27 protein-coding genes are annotated in these 18,036 nt (G+C 72.8%); all 27 read left to right on the forward strand.

Annotated elements, in window-relative coordinates; translation table 11 throughout:
- Positions 1-41 precede the first annotated feature (41 nt).
- Positions 42-329 carry a hypothetical protein gene (locus tag ACFWP5_RS13385; RefSeq protein ID WP_384154594.1) on the forward strand — a complete coding sequence of 96 codons (288 nt, stop codon included), beginning with the start codon at positions 42-44 and terminating at the stop codon, positions 327-329.
- Positions 326-589, forward strand: a complete 264-nt coding sequence (locus ACFWP5_RS13390; RefSeq protein ID WP_055689929.1) for a hypothetical protein — start codon at positions 326-328, stop codon at positions 587-589. Before ACFWP5_RS13385 ends, ACFWP5_RS13390 begins: the two co-directional genes overlap by 4 nt.
- Positions 586-771, forward strand: coding sequence for a hypothetical protein (locus tag ACFWP5_RS13395; RefSeq protein WP_384154596.1), 186 nt, complete (start codon positions 586-588; stop codon positions 769-771). Before ACFWP5_RS13390 ends, ACFWP5_RS13395 begins: the two co-directional genes overlap by 4 nt.
- Entirely contained in the window at positions 771-2,216 is a 1,446-nt protein-coding gene (locus ACFWP5_RS13400; protein ID WP_384154598.1) for a DUF2637 domain-containing protein, read from the forward strand. The genes ACFWP5_RS13395 and ACFWP5_RS13400 overlap by 1 nt, the downstream gene beginning before the upstream one ends.
- Positions 2,217-2,388: 172 nt before the next feature.
- On the forward strand, positions 2,389-4,755 hold the full coding sequence (locus tag ACFWP5_RS13405) for a hypothetical protein (protein ID WP_384154600.1): 2,367 nt from the start codon (positions 2,389-2,391) through the stop codon (positions 4,753-4,755).
- Between the two features lie 204 nt (positions 4,756-4,959).
- Complete coding sequence (locus ACFWP5_RS13410; RefSeq protein ID WP_384154602.1) at positions 4,960-5,781, forward strand: hypothetical protein; 822 nt, start codon at positions 4,960-4,962, stop codon at positions 5,779-5,781.
- A gap of 121 nt (positions 5,782-5,902) precedes the next feature.
- Complete coding sequence (locus ACFWP5_RS13415; RefSeq protein ID WP_384154604.1) at positions 5,903-6,292, forward strand: hypothetical protein; 390 nt, start codon at positions 5,903-5,905, stop codon at positions 6,290-6,292.
- Positions 6,293-6,415: 123 nt separating this feature from the next.
- On the forward strand, positions 6,416-6,964 hold the full coding sequence (locus ACFWP5_RS13420; RefSeq protein ID WP_384154606.1) for a hypothetical protein: 549 nt from the start codon (positions 6,416-6,418) through the stop codon (positions 6,962-6,964).
- Positions 6,965-7,084: 120 nt separating this feature from the next.
- Positions 7,085-7,366 carry a hypothetical protein gene (locus ACFWP5_RS13425; RefSeq protein ID WP_384154608.1) on the forward strand — a complete coding sequence of 94 codons (282 nt, stop codon included), beginning with the start codon at positions 7,085-7,087 and terminating at the stop codon, positions 7,364-7,366.
- A gap of 20 nt (positions 7,367-7,386) precedes the next feature.
- Positions 7,387-8,034 (forward strand): hypothetical protein, encoded by a 648-nt coding sequence (locus tag ACFWP5_RS13430; protein ID WP_384154610.1) that lies wholly within the window; start codon positions 7,387-7,389, stop codon positions 8,032-8,034.
- A 29-nt stretch (positions 8,035-8,063) separates the two neighbouring features.
- Positions 8,064-8,201 (forward strand): hypothetical protein, encoded by a 138-nt coding sequence (locus ACFWP5_RS13435; RefSeq protein ID WP_319132841.1) that lies wholly within the window; start codon positions 8,064-8,066, stop codon positions 8,199-8,201.
- A gap of 116 nt (positions 8,202-8,317) precedes the next feature.
- A complete protein-coding gene (locus tag ACFWP5_RS13440) occupies positions 8,318-8,932 on the forward strand; it encodes a DUF6919 domain-containing protein (protein ID WP_384154613.1) in 615 nt (204 codons plus the stop codon).
- A 4-nt stretch (positions 8,933-8,936) separates the two neighbouring features.
- Positions 8,937-9,458 carry a hypothetical protein gene (locus ACFWP5_RS13445; RefSeq protein ID WP_384154615.1) on the forward strand — a complete coding sequence of 174 codons (522 nt, stop codon included), beginning with the start codon at positions 8,937-8,939 and terminating at the stop codon, positions 9,456-9,458.
- A 97-nt stretch (positions 9,459-9,555) separates the two neighbouring features.
- The gene (locus ACFWP5_RS13450; protein ID WP_384154617.1) at positions 9,556-9,777 is read left to right on the forward strand and encodes a hypothetical protein; all 222 of its coding nucleotides are present in this window, start codon (positions 9,556-9,558) and stop codon (positions 9,775-9,777) included.
- Positions 9,778-9,865: 88 nt separating this feature from the next.
- Positions 9,866-10,171 carry a WhiB family transcriptional regulator gene (locus tag ACFWP5_RS13455; RefSeq protein WP_384154619.1) on the forward strand — a complete coding sequence of 102 codons (306 nt, stop codon included), beginning with the start codon at positions 9,866-9,868 and terminating at the stop codon, positions 10,169-10,171.
- Positions 10,168-10,794 carry a GGDEF domain-containing protein gene (locus tag ACFWP5_RS13460; protein ID WP_384154621.1) on the forward strand — a complete coding sequence of 209 codons (627 nt, stop codon included), beginning with the start codon at positions 10,168-10,170 and terminating at the stop codon, positions 10,792-10,794. The genes ACFWP5_RS13455 and ACFWP5_RS13460 overlap by 4 nt, the downstream gene beginning before the upstream one ends.
- The gene (locus ACFWP5_RS13465) at positions 10,791-11,462 is read left to right on the forward strand and encodes a histone-like nucleoid-structuring protein Lsr2 (protein ID WP_384154623.1); all 672 of its coding nucleotides are present in this window, start codon (positions 10,791-10,793) and stop codon (positions 11,460-11,462) included. Before ACFWP5_RS13460 ends, ACFWP5_RS13465 begins: the two co-directional genes overlap by 4 nt.
- 110 nt (positions 11,463-11,572) lie before the next feature.
- Entirely contained in the window at positions 11,573-12,451 is an 879-nt protein-coding gene (locus ACFWP5_RS13470) for an AAA family ATPase (RefSeq protein WP_384154625.1), read from the forward strand.
- Entirely contained in the window at positions 12,448-12,873 is a 426-nt protein-coding gene (locus ACFWP5_RS13475) for a hypothetical protein (protein WP_384154627.1), read from the forward strand. Before ACFWP5_RS13470 ends, ACFWP5_RS13475 begins: the two co-directional genes overlap by 4 nt.
- 22 nt (positions 12,874-12,895) lie before the next feature.
- Positions 12,896-13,084: a hypothetical protein gene (locus ACFWP5_RS13480; protein WP_384154629.1), complete on the forward strand. Its 189-nt coding sequence runs from the start codon at positions 12,896-12,898 to the stop codon at positions 13,082-13,084.
- Positions 13,085-13,192: 108 nt separating this feature from the next.
- Positions 13,193-13,975: an NUDIX domain-containing protein gene (locus ACFWP5_RS13485; RefSeq protein ID WP_384154631.1), complete on the forward strand. Its 783-nt coding sequence runs from the start codon at positions 13,193-13,195 to the stop codon at positions 13,973-13,975.
- Between the two features lie 105 nt (positions 13,976-14,080).
- Entirely contained in the window at positions 14,081-14,647 is a 567-nt protein-coding gene (locus ACFWP5_RS13490; protein ID WP_384154634.1) for a hypothetical protein, read from the forward strand.
- A gap of 26 nt (positions 14,648-14,673) precedes the next feature.
- A complete protein-coding gene (locus ACFWP5_RS13495; RefSeq protein ID WP_384154636.1) occupies positions 14,674-15,252 on the forward strand; it encodes a hypothetical protein in 579 nt (192 codons plus the stop codon).
- Between the two features lie 69 nt (positions 15,253-15,321).
- Entirely contained in the window at positions 15,322-15,663 is a 342-nt protein-coding gene (locus tag ACFWP5_RS13500; RefSeq protein WP_384154638.1) for a hypothetical protein, read from the forward strand.
- Entirely contained in the window at positions 15,660-15,959 is a 300-nt protein-coding gene (locus ACFWP5_RS13505) for a DUF6247 family protein (RefSeq protein ID WP_384154640.1), read from the forward strand. Before ACFWP5_RS13500 ends, ACFWP5_RS13505 begins: the two co-directional genes overlap by 4 nt.
- Positions 15,956-16,213, forward strand: coding sequence for a hypothetical protein (locus ACFWP5_RS13510; RefSeq protein WP_384154643.1), 258 nt, complete (start codon positions 15,956-15,958; stop codon positions 16,211-16,213). Before ACFWP5_RS13505 ends, ACFWP5_RS13510 begins: the two co-directional genes overlap by 4 nt.
- A gap of 147 nt (positions 16,214-16,360) precedes the next feature.
- Entirely contained in the window at positions 16,361-17,827 is a 1,467-nt protein-coding gene (locus ACFWP5_RS13515; protein ID WP_384154645.1) for a DUF2637 domain-containing protein, read from the forward strand.
- The last annotated feature ends 209 nt before the right edge of the window (positions 17,828-18,036 follow it).

Raw genomic sequence — 18,036 nt, forward strand, 5'->3', positions numbered from 1 at the left:
GAGCCCGCGCAAGGGCCGAACGAGTAGAGAGGCACGACCCTATGAGGACCATCGTCGCAGGCCGCATCGTCGGCAGCGAGAGCGAGTACATCGAGGCCGCGATGGGTTTCGGTACTGACTTCGCCGCCCTCCGCGCCGCGTCCCCCGAGCTGCGGTCCGACTTCCTGGAGTTCCTGGTGGACACCAGCGACCCGGACAGCGAGATCGACCGCGAGAACATCAAGCACCTGCGCCGGGTGCTGGGCGTCCGCCCCCTGGCGAACGTGGTGCCGATGCCGCGGCGCGGCACCGCCGCCCTGGGCACCGTGAAGGGTGGTCGGGCCGCATGAACTTCACGACATCCAACCCCCGCCTGACCCTCCTGTTCTCCCTGCTGCCCGTGATGCTGGGCCGGGTGCGGCTGTTCGCCGCGCTGGCCGGCGGCGCCTGGCTGTTCGGGATCGAGCTGGACGTCATGGCCCGCATCGGCCTGGCGCTGATCGCGCTCGTGGTCATCGCCCTGGACGCCGTCCTCACCCCGCAGAGCGCCCTCACCTCCCCCGCCTTCCGCACGGTGGCGGGCGGCTACCGCGACAAGGAGGCGGCGTGAAGACCGCGACCACCACGGCGAACGACCGCCTGGCCGAGGCCGCCCCGCAGACCGCTGACGTGACGGACTGGACCGGCGCCGACTTCGACTCGTGGCAGGTCCTCACCTCCCTGAACGTCTCCGACCCGATCACCCGCGTCACCCGGGCCCGCCAGGGCCAGGGCCAGGAAAGGACCCGCTGATGGAGACGACGACCTACGAGGGCCGCCGTCAGATGGACAAGGTCACGGCGCGCGCGGCGGCCACCCAGGCCGAGGCCACGGGACGCCGCACCAATGCCCTGGCGGACATCGAGATCTCCGAGGCCCGCGACAAGGCCGCCGAGCGCAAGGACCTGCGCAAGGAGGCCGCGAAGACGAAGAAGCTGGAAGAGAAGGGCAAGCGGCGCGAGAAGAAGGCCGCGGCCCGCAAGGCCCGCAACGAACGGATGGCGGCCGCGGTCGGATCGCCGATGCCGTGGGTGATGACCGTGGTGATCACCTCCATCGCGTTCGCGTTCCCCGGCCAGTTCTCCGCCGTGGTCGACCTCGGTGTCGTCTGGGTCCTGGCGCTGCTGGTGCCGGTCTTCATCGAGGGCGCGACCTGGGCGATGGCGTGGCTGCGCAAGTGGGCGGTCGAGAACGACAAGCCCGCGAAGCTGTACTCGGTGATGACGTGGACGTTCGCCACCATCGCGGCCGCGCTCAACGCCTGGCACCACGCGGACAAGCCCGAACTCGCGGTCGTCTTCGCGGCCAGCTCCCTGTTCGGCGTCGGGGTGTTCGAGATCTACCTCCACTCCCAGATGCACCGCGTGGGCGGCCGCAGCGCGGAGGAGATCCGGATCGCGCTGCTGCGGCGGATCAAGCACCCGCGCGTCGTGCGGCGGGCCGCGTGGCTGCGCACGGCGACGATGCCGCCCCTGTCGGAAGCGGAGGCGTGGGACCGGGCCTGGCGCCAGGTGCACGGCGCCGAGCCGGGCGTGACCAAGGGCATCCTCAAGCGGTTCGGCAAGCGCGCGGGCAAGGTCGCCGGGCTCGTCGAGAAGCACGACGAGCTGAGGCCCACGGCGTCGCTCGCGATGTTCGACGCGCCCGCCGAGCCGGTGCGCGAGGTGCCCGCCGGCGAGGGCTGGATGATCGACCCCGCGGCCATCGGGAAGATCCTCGCGGACCCCGCGAACGCCCTCCGCGCGGACCGCACGAAGACATCCGCCGCGAAGATCAAAAAGGGCGCCGAGGTCCCCGCTGGAGAGGCCCCACAGGGCCCGCGCGCGCCCCGCACGCGCGCAACGAACGAGCAGGTCAAGCCCAACAACCCCCCCTCCGCGCCGGGCCGTCAGAAGGACGCTGGCGAGGGCGGCTCGAAGCAGGCTCGCGCGGCCCGCACGCTCGCCGCGGAGACCGCTCGCGCGGCCACCCCGGAGCAGGCCGAGGCCGAGAAGGAGGCGGCCCGCGAGTGGGTCCTCGCGCGGCTCCGCGCGGACCAGGAGACGGGCTGGAAGGACGTCCAGCGGTACTTCGAGAAGGAGGTGCCGGAGCAGCGGCTGCGGGTGCTGCGCGGAGAGACCTGGTGCCGTGCGCGGATCAAGGAAGCCGAGCGCGAGCACAAGGGCGACACCGTCCTGCACCTGGCCGCGACCAGCTGACCCGCGCACCAAATACCGGAGTCTGTAAGTCTGTGACTCCCGGACTCACGGACTCCCGTAGTGCCGGGTTCTGAACACCAACCGAAGAGTGCGAGACGGGGCCGGTCCCTCACCGACCAAGACGATGGCCGTCCCCGTCTCGCCACCACCCCCAGAAGGAGGCGAGACCAGCATGACCGAGACCGACGAGCGGACCGCGAAGACCGGCCGCGACGAGACTGTGGCGAAGGTGATCCGGCTGCCGTTCGTTGAGGCCGAGCCCGAGCCCGAGGTCTCCGACACCACGACGGCGCCCGAGCCCGCCGCGCCGGCGGCCCGCGTCGACATGACCAAGCCCGCGGCCGCGCCGGTCGAGGGCAGGGTGATCCCGGCCCGCGAGTGGGAGCTGGGGGAGGACGCGGAGGGTGACGCGCCGTGGATTCACCCGACGCTCCGCACCCCGGAGGGCCGCACCGCCCGGCGCGCGTACGTCCAGCGCCAGGCCCGGCGCCGGGTCCGTCGGTGGGCGTCGCGCCAGTGGACGCCGCGCGGCGTCGTCCCCACCACGATCCGCGGCGGGGTGCGCGTGCAGCGCTGGGTCCGCGGGGTCGAGGGCCAGAACGCCGACGCCGCCAAGCAGCGTGCCGAGATGCTCGCGCTGGAGGCGGCACGGGCGGCCCGCCGGGCCCAGTTCGCACTGCTCCAGCGGGACGCGAAGAAGAAGGCGGCCGACGTCGCGCAGCAGGAGTCGTCGATGGCCCTGGTCCAGGCGACTACGGCGGTCTCCACGGCCCGCGTCAAGTTCTTCCAGCGGGCGGCGGCCGCGTACCTGCCGATGGCCGGGATCGACGCCGCCGGGTTCGTGTTCATGGACGGTCTGATCGGTCTGGGTGCCGGGGTGCTCGTCAACCTCGCGGTGCTGGCCCGGGTCGGCCGCCGCCCCGACATGTCGCCGGAGCAGCTGGAGGAGCTGGAGCGCACCGAGGCCGGTCTGCCGGACCGGTTCGAGATGGGCATGACGCCGCGGGCCTTCGAGGCGATGCTGCACGAGGCGCTGACCCAGGAGATCGGCGTTGCCGTCCACTCCTTGCAGATCCGCCCGCGCAACTGGGGCTTCGAGATCGTGGTCGTGCTCAAGAACCAGACCCCGGAGAAGCTGTCGGCGAACCTGGATCTGCTGGAGGCGTGCCTGCCGGGCGTGCGCACGAATTCGGCGCTGTTGCAGCAGTCGGCGCAAGCCCGTAATGAATGCGTTCTTCGTATTCCGGGAGATGACCCGTGGAAGGCCGTTCCGGAATTGCCCTACCGGGCGCCGAAGTCGGTCACCACGCACGAATTGCACAAGGCGCAGTTCGGTGCCGACATGTCGGGCCGTCCCCTGGCCCTTCCGGGCAAGCGGACCAGCGCCGCGTACATCGGCAAGTCCCGCTCGGGGAAGTCGACGATGCTGCGGGCCCGCCTGGACGCGCTCACCGCGACCAGTGACCGGATCATCGTCGGTATCGACCTCGGTTCGTACGGATCGGGATTCGGGCCGTACCGCAAGGCCATGTCGGCGGTCGCCCGCACGCCGAAGGAGGCCCGTGTCGTTCTCGAATGGGCTCTCGCGGTGGGAATGGGTCGGCCGAAGCTCTTTGACCGGCTCGGAATGGGCCTGAACTGGGAGGCCAGCCCGGAGCGTCCCGGAATTACCGTCGTTATCGACGAATTCCCGGCTCTGGTAATGGCGGCCAAGAGCGAGACTTTCCCCGAGCCCGAGGAGGGCGAGGAGAAGCCGCTCCGGCTGGACGAGCTGGTCAAGCAGATCAACCTCACCTCGTTGAAGTCCGACGTGGGCGTGGAGATCGCCTCGCAGGGCGTCACCCGCGACCGGGTGGGCGCGAACATGTGGCTGGCCGAACTCCCGGTCCAGGTCATGTGCGCCTGCGACAAGGACGACATCGTGCAGATCGCCGGCGGCGGCGCGATGGCCCAGGGATGGCGGCCGGACCGGCTGCTGCCCGCGATGGGCGACGCCGTCAACGACGCCTCCGTGGCGTACGTGATGGCGGGCGGCGACTACTGCGAGCCGATCCCGTACCGGGCCTGCATCACCAGCGACGACGAGGCCGACCGCCGGGCCACCGAGCGGGCCGCGGCCGGGATGTGCGAGCTGGACGCCGCGTCGAAGGCCTTCGCCCCCGGCGTCGTCCTGCCGAACCCCGGCGGCGGCGACCCGTGGGACGGCGACGAGGACGAGGTCGAGGAGGAGAAGCTGCCGGTCCTCCTCCAGGTGATCCGCTCGATCTACCGGTCCCTCGGTGACCCGAGCGGCCTGACGGAGGACGAGCTGTTCGACGCCCTGCACGAGGTCCAGCCGGAGACGTGGGACCTGGAGCGGTTCGCCACCGGCGACGGCCCGGCGATGAGCAAGGGCGCCGTCCTGGCCCTGGTGCTCGACAAGGTCCTCGCCCCGCGGGGCCAGAAGTGGGCCAAGGAGTCGTACCGGCCCAAGGGCGCCGAGAAGACGATCAAGGGCTACCGCCTGCGGGACCTCAAGGGACTCGTCGGCGAGAGCTGATCCGCTCCGGAACACCCGGAAACATGCAGGTCAGCGAGGGGGAACCGGCCCGGAACAGGGCCGGAACCCCCGCCCCGGGCCGGAACATGTTCCCCCTCCCCGGGCCCCGTTCCGGACCTGTTCCAAGCCCCTGACCTGCACGTTTCCCCCCGTTCCGCCGCTGTTACGTCCGGAAGATCACGAATGTTCCACCGAGGAGATCCGATGCCGATCAACCCGTGGCAGGCCTTCAACCCCGACGGAGGCGACTTCTACCTCTTCTTCGAGCGCCGCTTCCGCTACGTCGTCGAGGACCCCGAGCACACGTGGCGCCGGGTGTGGATTCAGACCGTGATCGCCTGCCCGGTGTGCGAGGCGGACGCCGGTCTCCGGCTGGCCTACAAGGTCGGCACGGACGCCGTGGTGGAGGCCGCCTGCCCGGTCGGGCACACCTGGGTCGAGCCCCGCATCGACGTGTCGCAGTGGATGGCGTACTGCCGCTTCCGGAACGGGGAGCAGGACGTCAACTGGCTGTGGCTGATCGAGGCCGGGTTCGGCGAGGAGCCGCCGCCGCCGATCGACTACGTCAAGGAGATCCGCCAGGGCGCGATCGAGGTCGCCAAGTACGGCCGGAGGAAGGCGAAGGCGAAGGTCCGCCGGGAGGTCCGCAAGGTCAAGAAGCGGGTCGGCAAGCGGGTGCGCAACGAGGCAATGCGCCCGGTGGCCGCCCTGCTGCGGACGGCCTGGACGATGCAGGCCGGAGGCGTCGAGCCGGTCAAGGGCTCCCGCCGGCGCCCGGCGGAGCGGAAGCCCCCGAAGACGCCGCCGGTCTCCGCCTACCGCAAGGCGTACGGCGTCCAGGCCCCCGAGAAGGGCCCGAAGTGCCTGGTCTGCGACGACACCGGCCAGATCACCGCCCCCGGCATCTCCATCCCCTGCACCGAGTGCGCCGGACCGGTCGCCGCCGCCCTGGAGGCCGCCGAGCGCCGCGCGGAGCGCGCCCGCGAGGGCAAGGACGAACGCCGCACCAGCACCGCCAGCAAGTAGCCCCGGCGTTCCCGCTGGTTCCGGACTCTGTAACTCCCGTACTCCGGGATTCACAGAGTCCGGGGCCCGGCGTGGACGCCCGGTCACCCGGCCGGACCCGACCCGACGAAGGAGTCACCCCGTGAACGTCCCCACCAAGCTCACCGCCCTGGCCGCCCGCCTCATGGGGAAGACCTGGGCCCACGAGAGCACCGAGCAGCTCGCGGCCGCGCTGGACAAGCAGATCGAGGAGCTGACCGAGGAGCGGATGCCCGAGCACCTGGCCGGCGCCGCCAGCCTCAGCAGCGCGGCCGCCTACCAGCCCGGCCTGATCGACCTGCGCGGCGACGCCTACGACATGGCCGTCTACCTGGACGCGCTGACCACCACCGCCGTGGCACTCGGTGACGCCGACCTCGCCGACGCCCTGGTCGAGGCGGGCGAGTTCGCACACGAACTCGTCGCCCGCCTCGCGGCCGCCGCCCACGCCACGATCCCCGCCCCCGCCGTTCCGGTCGCCAACGCCGCCTGACCAGCGGAAACAAAAATACGCCTATAAATAGTGGGCACACGCTAGACAGGCCCACAAAAAGTAGGCATTCTAAGAGTGCGAGCCCGGCCAGGGCCTCGCACCAACGGGAAGGAAACCCCGCTCATGACCGCGATGCACCTCAACTCCACCGACGCCCGCGGCCGCGCCCTCCGGGCCCTTCGCCTCACCGTCCGCGCCCTGCGCCTGGTGGGCGACCACGCCGGAAACGTCGGCATCAGCGCCATCCTCGCCGCCGTCCTCGCCTGGATGGTCAACGACGTCGTTGAGTTCACCACCGTCCTCAACGTCACCTCCGGCAAGGCGATCCTGCTGATCCTGGCCACGTGGGGGGCCGCCCGGCTGATCGAGGCCGCCGCGTACGACGTCGCCGACTGGATCGACCCCGACAGCCGCGACGGCGACGACCTGTGGGACGCCACCACGGCGTTCCGGGCCAACTCCGAGGACATCACCAACGGCGCGGACTACGACGACATCCGGCTCGCGCTCCAGGCCAGCCTGGCCGTGCCTGCGCTACACGAGCTGACCGTGCAGCTGCGCAACGCCTATGCCCAGGACGGCGAGATGGAGGAGGCGGCCGCGCTCAGCGACACCGCCGCCCTGCTCCGCGCCGTCGCCGAGTCGATGGGGCAGGTCGCCCTCAGCGAGTGACTTCGCCCCGGGGCGGCCGCCATCCCGGCCAAGGTCAGTCGGCCGCCCCGGGCCCCGAACCCGCTCCAGACCGGAGCAGGAGGAGAACCCATCCTCCCCCATCCCGAAGGAGCCCCCGACATGTCCAAGCCTGACACCGACAAGGCCGCCGAGGCCCAGCGCGTACAGCAGGCCCAGCAGCGCCTGGCGGCCGCGAAGGTCACCCGCGACCAGCGCAAGGCCGACGCCGAGTTCGACTTCTGGGCCGACGTCGCCGCCGCGATCGACAGCGGCGAGGTCAAGCAGACCGAGGCCTGCGACGCCATCGGCTTCAAGCGCGAGTACGTGCGCCGCCAGCTGATCGAGCACCGCGCCCAGGCCGCCGCCCGGGCCACGGCCGACACCCCCGACTCCACCGACTGACCCGCCCGCGAGGAGCCCCGATGTCCAAGCAGTCCCCGGCCCCCGGCCAGATGCCCGCGCCGAAGAGTCCCGCCGAGTTCCTGAGCGAGCACCGCGCCTACGCGGGCACCACTGTGGCCGCCGGCACGCTGCTGACCCTGGCCCGGATCTGGAACGCCCAGGGCGCCGAGCACAGCGTCGGCGCCGCCGGGCTGATGCTCGCCTTCGGGGCCGCCTCCGGCTACTTCGCCGTCAAGAACGATGAGGAGACCGCCAGCGCCGTCTTCTCGTCGATGGCGCTGACCTTCGGCGCCCTGTCGGTCGGCGTCTACTCCGACCCGATCGCCCCGGCGCTGATCATCTGGATCGTCGCCGTCGTTGCGTCCAGCGTCCTGATCGGCCGCTCCCGCCGCGACGACCGTCGCGTGGCCACCCAGCACGCCGCCGAGATGGCCGCGCTCCAGGTGGACCGCACCGCGGACATCACCATCGCGAAGATCGACGCCAACTCCCGGATCGAGGTGGCCCGCCAGCAGTCCGCGGCGGCCGCCGCGATGGAGGAGGCCATCGCCCACCGCGCTGCCCTCGCCGACGGCCCGCTCGACCCGATCGGCATGCTCCGCGCCTCCGGCCAGCTTCCGCCCCTGCACGTCGTCAAGGACGCCGACGACGAGCGCCGCACGGCCTGACCTGCCGATTCGTGAAGGAGATCCCCGATATGTCGATGCCCTGGGAGCGCTACGACGGCGACTACACCAGCGGCTGGGACAAGCCCAAGCCGAAGAAGGCCGCGAAGAAGGCCACGCCCAAGACGCCGAAGCCGAAGAAGATCCGCAAGCCCCGCAAGAGCAGCTGACCGGTAGCCCTCGGTCCGCGTCCCGCACGTGGGCCCTGGAGATCTGGCCAGCACCACCGCACACCCACTCGTCCGCTCAACGTCTGGAGAACCCTGTGAAGATCCGACTGCCTTGGATGAGCCGTCTCGACCGGAACCGCTGGAAGTCGGCGCAGGACCTCGGTCAGCTCGGGGGCCTCATGGCCCTCTGGCTGGAGGGACACGTCGCCAGCTGGCCCGGCTACCAGCCCAACTGGGGGCCTGATGAGGAGACTCAGGAGCTGATCCCGACGCTCGCGGCCGCCAACCGCGCCGGGTACGTCACCATCGGCTCCCAGCCCGGCATGGACCCGGTGAAGGGGTTCGACGGTCTGATCTGGCAGCAGAGGGCGGCCGTCGAGGGCTTCGTCCGCAACTACGACCTGCTGCGCGCCCTGGTCGACGCCGCCGAGAAGGCGGGCCTGGAGTACGAGGTCGCCGACACGCTGGACACCGGCGAGCGGGGCATCGTCGTCACCCTGCGCGGCGGGGAGCCCCACACCGGCTTCGGCGGCTACATCGACGACGCGAACCTTCGGCACACCATCTGGCGGGGGATCGGCCGCGGCGCCCTGGACGACGTCTTCCGCGCCGTACGGGTCACCCTCGTCGCCCCCGAGTACGGCGCCGCCGCCGGGGCCCGGGTGTGGGAGGTCGTGGAGTCGGTCACCCGCCAGATGGCCGCCGCCGGCGCGCGCGCCGAGGAGGGCTGACGCCGTGGTCACCACTGTGCTGTGGGTCGCCCTGGGCGCGGTCCTGCTGAGCCTGTTGCAGGCGGCCGTGCGGGCGCTCCGGGTGCCCTCGGTGTGCAGCTGGTGCACCCGGGCCTCCGGCCACGAGGTCACCGGCCACACCTTCGACCAGTGCCGCGGCCCCCGCCTCGCCGAACAGCAGCGCGCCGACATCGACGCCGCCCACCGGCGGGACCTGGAGCGCCGTGACCGGCAGCTCACCGAGCACGCCGACCGGCGTACGGCGGAGCAGCAGCGCACCGCCGCGAAGCTCAGGGTCGAGCAGATCGGCAACGTCACCACCCGCGGCCGCGAGATCCACGTCACCGGTTGGCGGTTCGCCACCTACCCGTACGGAGCCGAGGCCCCCGGCGGCGGCCAGCAGGCCTACGCCTACCAGGGCCGTCCCGAGCAGGCCAGCGGCTGGACCGTCGAGGAGCTGCACGCCATGACCCACGGCGGGGCGTGCAGCTGCGACGTCGCCCGTCTGGCCAAGACCCTGCGCTGACGGTTGCCCGCGCCGCCCGGGCCCGGGGGAGCGGGGCGGCAAGGGGAGCCGGGACAGCCCCGGTATCCGGCACAGAAACAAGAAGGAGGTGAACCTCATGGCGCATTGGGCGGTCAAGATCCCGACCCGCACCCCGGGTGAGCAGCCCCGGACCGGCGTCCAGTGGTTCACGTACCCGGCGTCCACCTTCCCCATCCGGGGGGACGTGGTCGACAAGGTCCGCGAGGACGTCGACACCGAGAGCGCGGTCCGGCACCGCAGCGGTGCCGTCGCCGACATCAACGCCATAAAGGTCGTCTGGCACGACGACCTGATGTAGATCCGCCCCGGGGCGGGCGGCACCACGACCAAGCAATGCGCCCGCCCCGGGCCACCCGAACCCCCTGTAGAGGAAGGGCACTTCCATCATGACCCAGACGACGGCGACCAAGCCAACTCCGGTCATCAACATCGTTCCGGCCGACCCCGAGGTGCCGTACCCGGAGATGACAGGTGCCGAGCCCTGCCGACAGGGCGACTCGGAGGACTGGTTCCCCGAGCAGGGCGTCAACGGCCTGGCGGCCAAGAGGGCGTGCCTCAGCTGCCCCGTGATGCTGGCCTGCCGGAGTTGGGCGCTGGCCAACCCGCACCTCGCCGACTTCGGCATCTGGGGCGGGATGAGCCGGGGCGAGCGCAACGCCGTGCGCCGCAACTCGATGAGGCGGGCGGCATGACGAACCTGGTGGACATCACCCAGGCCCTCGCCGTCCTTGCCCTGGCAGGCGGTTGGACGCTGCACGCCAGCCGCCTCCACCGGCGGCTGGACCGCTCCCGCCACGACCCGCTGACCGGGCTGTGGACCCGCGATGGCTGGACCCGCCGGGCCGAGCGGATCATCCGCCGCCGCCCCCGCGCCGCGGTCCTCCTTGCGGACCTGGACGGCTTCAAGCCCGTCAATGACGTGCACGGCCACGCGGCCGGCGACGCCGTCCTCGCGGCCGCCGGTGAGCGGCTGACCGCCTGGTGCGGCGCCCACGGAGTCGCCGGACGGCTCGGGGGAGACGAGTTCGTGGCCGTCGTCGAGGACGACGCCCGCCTGGACGACCGGCTCGCCGACCTCGCCGAGCTGCTGCGTCAGCCCGTCGAGCACCAGGGCGTGACGCTCACGGTCGGCGCCTCCATCGGCGCCGCCCGGCTCGCCGCCCTCCCCGAGCCGACCCTGTCGGCCGCGCTCACCGCCGCCGACCAGGCCATGTACCGGGTCAAGGGCCGCACCCGCCGCGGCCGCCGCCTGCTGCTGGCCCCGGCGTTCGCCGCCCTGCGCGGCCTCCCGCAGCGCCTGCGCCTCGCGGCATGACCATCGCCGCGCTCCGGCGCCTCCTGGACGAGGTGCAGCCGGATGTCGTCCGGCCGCCCGCCCCCCAGCTTCCGCCCCGTCGAATCCACCCCCGCAGCAAGGAGAACACCCAGGTGAACGCCTACGACGCCGTGGTCCGGTCCATGCACCGGGACGGCTACACCCCCGAGCAGATCTCCGCCGAGATGAACGTCCCCAAGGAAGAGGTCACCGCCATCATCACCGCCACCGAGCAGGGCACCGGACAGCCCGACCCGGCCCCGTCGCCCGAGCCGATCGCCGAGGCCATGCCCGAGGTCGCCGACCTGCTCAAGTGGGCCGCCGCCCACGGTGACGCCAAGGTCCGCACCGACGGCGAGCAGGCCGCCGCCGTCCTCGCCGGACTGCGCGAGCGCCGCACCGTCGACGCCGAGCTGGAGAAGATCTCCAGCGAGGAGAACCAGCTGGAGGAACGCCTCGCCGCACTGCGCGCCCGCAAGAGCACGCTCCAGCCCGAGCCCGCCGGCGCCAAGCGCAAGCGGCAGGAGCGGGACTACGAGCCCAGCGTCGTCCGGGCGTGGGCCCGCGAGCACGGCTACGACGTGCCGGACCGGGCGCGCATCCCGAAGAAGGTGCTGGACGCCTGGCGCCAGCGCGAGGACGCGCCCCGGCTGGCCGCCGTCAGCTGACCGCCCCGCACGCACCGCACGACCCCCGGGGCGCGGCCGCCATCCCGGCCAGGAACACACCGGCCGCCCCCCGGGGCCCTCCGAACCCGAGACCAGGAGAGATCCCCGACATGAACCCGATCCCCGAACCGTCCGTGATCGTGATGATCGGCGCGAGCGGCTCCGGCAAATCCACCCTCGCCCGCACCTGGCCCGCCGACTACCGGCTGGGACTCGACTCCTACAGGTGGACCGTCTCCGGCGATGCGGGCGACCAGGAGGCCACCGCCGACGCGGTGTTCCTGCTGGACGCCGTCCTGGAGCGCCGTCTCGCCCGCGGGCTGACGTGCGTCGTGGACGCCACGAACACCCGGGCCGACGTCAGGAAGCGGCTGATCGAGGCCGCCCACACCCGCCAACTGCCCGCGGCTGCCGTGGTGATGACCGCGCCGTTGCGGCAGTGCCTGGCTCGCAACGCCCGCCGCCCGGACAACCGGCGCGTCCCCGACAGTGAAGTCCGGCGCCAGTACCGGCAGATCAGCCTCGCCCGGCCGGGCCTGCACGCCGAAGGCTTCGACCACGTCGTCACCGACGACCGGCTGATGCGGCTGCGACTGCTGCTCCAGCGGTCCGTCGACCGCGTCCAGGCCGACCACCAGGTCGAGGGCGACCACACCGAGCACGCCCGCCGGGTGCTGGCCCGCCGGTTCTTCGGCGAGGACCTGGCGCAGGCCTTCCACTGGACGCACCTGCGCCCCCACCACGACCCGATCGGCGCCCTCGCGGTCGGCGGTGACGAGATCACCCTCGCGTACCGCACCTGGTTCCCCGACCCGATGGACTGGGGGTTCGAGGCGCAGGTGCCGTGCCTGGGCGGCTGCTCCGGCCCGGCCTGGGTGCCGGTGCGCAGCCCGATGGACCTGCTCGCCGTCTACGACGACGACTTCCCCGAGGACGTCGTGCGGTGCGACCGCTGCTCCGCCGGCGCCACCACCCGGGAGGCGGTGTGAGCACCGCGGTGAACCCCGACACCGGCGACGGGTTCGACGCCCCGACCCCGTCCGAGGCCTACGCCGACGCCCCCGCCCTGCGCCACGAGATGCACGAGGTCATGGAGCTGGGCGCCGTCCGCGACGGCCGCCGCGACGGAGTGGTCACCGAGCCGCCCGCGCCCGACGCCGCGGTGGCCGACCGCGTCTTCCTCCTGCGCCGGGCCGCCCTGATGGACCGCATGGCCGTCGACGACCCCGGGCCCGGGGCCCGCGGTGCCGCCGCCCGGGCCGCGTACGAACTGGCCCAGTTCGACCGCCAGCACCCGCAGATGACCGCCGGGCCCCACGGGCCCTACTCGATCGAGTTCGACCCCAGCCAGCGCCCGTACGTCCGCCAGGAGTACGCCGCCTGGACCGCCGCCGGTCAGCCCGGCGCCTGACCCGCTCACGAAAGGACGCGACATGTTCGAGGCCGGAGACAAGGTGCTGATCGTCGCCTGCGCGGACGACCCCCGGGCCGTCGGCAAGACCGGGCGGATCGTCGACCAGGCGGCCCCCGGGCCGCTCACCGAGGGCCGGTGGACCGTCAACCGGATCGGCCTGCTGATCGGCCCGGTCCTCTGCCACGGCCACGAGTTGCAGAAGGCCTGAGCGCTGACCCGCGCTTGCCACCCTCCGCATAAGTTGATTGAATTAGCAGTGTCGGACGGGGTGAGAGTCCCGTCCGGCGCCGCCCCCATGAGCCTGACCAGGAGAATCATGAGTGAGCCCCGCTGCACCACCGACGTCATGGCCCTCGACCCGGACGGCTACGCCCCGGTCGACCACCCCGGCGTGACCGTGTCCGAAGAGCGGCGCTGCTGGTCGGTGGACTGGCCGCAGTACGCGCCGGTGGACATCACGCCGCCCGAGCTGCGGCCCGCGGCGCTGACCCGGCACGTGCCCGACTGGGCCGAGGCCGCCGAGACACCGACCGACGTGAGCGACTGGGACCGCCGGCGGGCCGCCGCGCTCGTGCCGTTCCAGCTGGACGGGCGGGGCTGGCCCCTGCACCCGCAGGGCCGCACCGGCCGCACCGGCCGGAATCTGGGGAAGTGGGGCGAGAATGCCGCCGCGGACCCGATCGTGGTCGCGGGCCGCGGCGCCCGGCGCCAGGTGCTGCTGATCACCCGGGACGACATCGAGCAGGAGGCCATCCCGGGCGGCATGTGCGACCCGGGCGAGACCGCTCCGACGACCCTGAGCCGCGAACTCCGTGAGGAGACCGGCGTCGACCTCTCCGACCACCCGCCGGTCATCCTTGGCCGGGACCTCGTGGACGACTGGCGCAACACGGATAGCGCGTGGGTCGCCTCCACCAGCGCTCTGTACCTGTTGCCCGCCACGGTGACCGCCGTCGCGGCCGACGACGCCCTGGACGCCACGTGGTACCCCTTCGGCTCGCTCGCCCAGCTCGAAGCTGCGGTCAGCACGGCCGGACGCACCCTGTACGCCGCGCACCGTCCCCTGTTGCAGCGCGCACTCGACCACCTCACCAAGTAGCCCCGCACGGACGGAGATGCCCCGATACCGCGCCGCACTGTCCGTACGGCACGACAGCATGGGCCCGGGGCCATCGGCCCCGGGCTCCGCCATGAAGGGAAGTACATGAGCACCACCGACACCGACCCGAGCACCGCGGCGTACGCCGCCGTGGAGAAGGCCGCCACCGGCCTGCGGACGCTGTACGCGCCGAGCGTGCTCGATGAGGCCGCCGCCCTGCTGAGCGACCTGTGGGCGGCGGGCGAGCGGCACGGCGTCCCGCCCAAGGAGTGGGACTGGGCGGTGAGTCTGGCCGGCGGCGCGCTGGAGGTCATCGCCAGCCGCTACACCCGCACCCCCGACGCCGAGCGCACCGGCGAACAGGTCTTCGCCCTGCGCCGCGACCTGATCGAGGCCCTGACCTCCGCCGAGATCGGCCTGAGCGCCCGGCCCGGATCGCGGACGATGACGGTCGTGGACCGCCTCCCCGAGACGCCCCGCGGCGGCTACCACGGCGACGCCAGCCTGGTCGTCGGCATCTACTCCAACGGCGGCTGGGACATCAGCATGAACGCCGACGGCGCCACCGTCGTCTCGATCGCCGCCCCCGCCACGAAGGCCGGTGCCGCCGAGGTCGCCGCCCTCGTGCGGGCCGTCGCCCGCGGTGAACTCGGCAACCCCTTCCGCCGCTGACCCCCACCCTCAAGGAGAGCACCACCATGTCCGACTGGAACCCGACCACCCTGGTCCGCGTCGACCGCGAGTACGACCGCCGCAACGCCGACAGCCGCAGCGGCAGCCGGTTCGGCTCGTACATCAGCGCCCGCACGGCCGAACTCGACTCCGAGGACCGCACCGACCGCGCCGAGTTCACCGCGTGGGCGTGGCGCATCGCGACCCCGCCGGTAATGTCGCCCGGCTACATCGACATCCGCCCCGACCTGTCGATCACGTTCGACCGCGACGAGGACGGCGACCCGATCGTGAAGGTCACGGTGCCGCTGCCCCACCGGGCGCTCGCCCGCGAGCACCGCCCCGGCTACGAGGTGGGCGACTGGGAGGCCCCGTACGGCCGCGGCGAGTCGTACCCCCACCTGTGGGCGCCCGCGTTCATCAAGCGGACGGCCGTCCTGGCGTCCGCCGTGATGCTCGTGCCCGCCAAGGACTGGGACCTGTTCGTCCCCTCCGACCGCGCCGAGCAGCTGGTGGACGACGCGCAGCTCGCCGTGGAGACCGCCGCCCGGCTCATCAACGAGTACGTCGGCCCGCAGGTCGCCGACCTGCTCGGGGCCTCGTAGGCCGACCCGACCGAGGCGGGCGTCGGGGCCGCGGACATCGGCCCCGGCGCCCGCCAGGGAGGAAAGCACATGAGCGAGACCACCACCACCCGCCGCCCGGCGACCGTCGCCGTGGCGGCACCCGGCGTTCTGCACGCGGCCCTCGCCATGTGCCATCCCGAAGGACTGCCCGCCTGGCTCACGAAGGCCTCGCCCCGTTGCGGCACCGGCCCCGGCGGCACGCTGCACCTGGACGCGGCGGCCGCCGACGAGCTGGCCGACCTCGCGGCGGCGGCCCTGTGGGAGTGCCAGCAGGCCGCGGGGGAGGGGGAGCCGTTCACCGGCCTGTTCGCCGAGGCCTGCACCGCCGTTCTCGACTCCCTCGCCGCCGGCCGCCACACTCGAACCCAGACACCGGAAGGACCGCGATGACCGCTCAGCCCGTCCATCAGCCCGCACCGTCCCCGTCCCCGGCGGCCGCCGCGCAGCTGCGCGAGCGCATCAGTCGGCACGCGCGCGCCGCCCACTGGCTGCCCGCCTTCGAGCGGGACTGGGGTCACGCCCTGGAGACGGCCCGGCAGACGTTCGACCTGACCCCGCTGCACGAGACGATCCGCGAGTGGAGCGGCCGCCTGGACACCGCCCCGGCGGTCGCCGCGTTCCTCGCGGGCGGCATGGACACCTCCGACGGCGTCCCCCTGGAGGACGTCATCGGGTCCCGCGGGTGACCCCGGCCTGGCCCGCCCGGCTCTCCCCGAACGCGTCCGCCGTACTCGCCCAGCTCCAGCCGGAGGTGCAGGAGATGGTGCGCGACGTGCTCGACATCGCCTCCCGCCAACCGTGGGGCTGGCCGCAGTGGGACCCGACCGACCCGGAGGGGCAGGACCTCCGCCGGGCCGACGTCGGCCCGCTCACCGTCGTCTACTTCGTGAACCAGCCGCGCCAGTACCTGTACGTGCTGGACATCGTCTGGGCCGGGTGACCGGCCGTCACCTTCCGCAGGGGAGCCCCCGCCGGTCCGCCGGCGGGGGTTTCTTGGTGCCCGGCGGCATCAGCGGCATCACCGGTCACCTACTTCGGCGTACCGTGCTGATCGCCACAGACCGCGAGAACGAGGAGAGTGCCCGCCGTGACCACGCACGCGGTGCCCGGCGCAGAGCGACGATCGCCGATACCCGCCAGCAGCGCCGCAGCCGACGGCGACGTCCTGGTCCCGATCCGCGGGGGCCTGATGGCCGCCGCCGTCGTCGTCGCCAGCGCCGCCACCGTCCTCGCGGTCATCGGCTTCACCGGCTCGTACCGCTCGGTGCGGCAGCTCGCGCTCGACTGGGGCTGGGGCTGGTTCGCCTACGTCTTCCCCGTCGGCATCGACGTCGGGATCATCGGCCTGATCGCCGCCGATCTGTTCCTGTGCGCGATCCGCACCCCGGCCCCGATCCTGCGGTGGTTCGCGTGGGTGCTGACCGTCGCCACCGTTGTCTTCAACGCGTCCAGCGGCTGGCCGGCGAACGGCAACGCCGGGTGGATGGACTACGTCGAGGCGGCCGCGCACGCCACGATGCCCGGCCTGGTCGTCGTCATCACCGAGGCCCTGCGCCGGGCCATCGCCCGCCGGGCGCGGATCGCCGACGGCCACGAGTACGAGCCGCTCGGGATCGCCCGCTGGGTCCTCGCCCCCATCAGCACCTTCGGGGTGTGGCGGCGCATGCGACTGTGGGAGGTCTACACACGCTCCGCCGCGCTGGACCTGGAGCGGGACCGGCTGACCCTGCGCGACGAGCTGCGCGAGAGGCACGGCAGGAAGTGGCGGAAGAAGGCCCGGCCGTTCGAGCTGCGCGCCATGCGCGACGCGAGCCGGGGCCTGTCGATCCCCGCGCACCTGATCGCGAACGTCGACCTGCCGACCGCGAACGCTGCCCCCGCGCTCACCGCGAACGGCGTGAATGCCGACCGCGAAGCCCTCGCCCCCGGCGACCGTCCCGCGAATGGTGCGAACGACGGTGCGTACGCCGAGGGGACGGGGCCCGCGAACGACATGTCGACGAACCCGGCGGCCGCGAACGGTCCCCTCGTCGACATGGCGACAGCGCGAACGTCCTGGGAGCCAGCGAGCGAACGCCTGCCGGTCGCGGCCGCCGATCCGGCCCCCGCGATCGGCTCTGACCTGCGCGATTCGCACCGCGAACGCGCGACGGTACCTGCGGCTGCACCCTCGCGGGCGGTCGTCAGGAGCACCGTGCCCGCCCCGTACAGCCCGGCCGGTCCCGCAGCCGAGGGCGACCGCGAACTGGTGGGCGCGAACGCCGGAGCGCTCGCCGCGAACACCTCCGCGTACGCGGCCGTGCCGACCGTGAACGGTGCGAACGGGTACCGCGAAGGCGCCGCCGGCGTCACCGCGGGGGAGGGGTACGAACAGCCTGCCGAGCGGTACACCGAGGACCGTGCCGGGCGCCGGCGCCTGGCGGAGGACTACCTCCGGGCGAAGGACGCCGAGCAGCCGCCGCCCTCGCAGGCGAAGTTCGCGGAGCGGGTCGGTGTCGCGCCCGCCACCGTGTCCAAGGCGATGAAGGAGTGGCGCGAGGACCACGGCGGCTGACGCCCGTCGTTGTGTCGACCCAACAACCCGTCATCCCGCACCCCCGCCCCGTTGTTCCGGCACAACAGGGTGGGGGTGCGGCGGTCTGGCCGGACTTCCGCCGCCGGTGTGATGCAGGGGGCTCCGCCCCCCACACCCCCCGACCCTCCACAGAGGGGTGGGGGCGCCGTTTTTGATCTTGCGGCCGGTGGGTGGTGGCGGGTGGGTGG

Source organism: Streptomyces sp. NPDC058469 (genome assembly GCF_042721125.1).
GTDB lineage: Bacteria > Actinomycetota > Actinomycetes > Streptomycetales > Streptomycetaceae > Streptomyces.